Origin of the sequence: Bacillus sanguinis (genome assembly GCF_018332475.1) — a bacterium.
Classification (GTDB): Bacteria; Bacillota; Bacilli; order Bacillales; family Bacillaceae_G; genus Bacillus_A; species Bacillus_A sanguinis.
The window spans coordinates 1-382 of sequence record NZ_BOQB01000699.1 but is presented as its reverse complement, the minus strand read 5'-3'; the positions used below and the strand labels follow the sequence as shown (position 1 = coordinate 382).

The following is a 382-nucleotide window of genomic DNA, read 5'->3' as shown; positions in this document are numbered from 1 at the left end:
TCGACGAATGATAATTTGTAGGATAGCAAACTGTATTTTTCTTTCTGCGAGTTAACGCGTTGCCTTTCTGGGTAAATAACGCGCTTTTGGTTTTTTGAGGAATAGTAATGACGAAACATGCCAGGTTTTTCCTCCTGCCCTCCTTTATTCTGATCTCCGCGGCTTTAATCGCCGGTTGTAACGATAAGGGAGAAGAGAAAGCTCACGTCGGTGAACCGCAGGTTACCGTTCATATTGTGAAAACGGCCCCGTTAGAAGTTAAGACTGAATTACCAGGCCGCACCAATGCTTACCGTATAGCCGAAGTTCGCCCACAGGTTAGCGGGATCGTACTGAATCGTAATTTCACTGAAGGCAGCGATGTACAAGCAGGCCAGTCCCT

General features: G+C 46.6%; 1 pseudogene. It reads left to right on the top strand.

Features of this window, described 5'->3' with window-relative positions:
- Nucleotides 1-107: 107 nt before the first annotated feature.
- A pseudogene (locus tag KI369_RS30100) lies at nucleotides 108-382 on the top strand (efflux transporter periplasmic adaptor subunit); the annotation flags it as partial.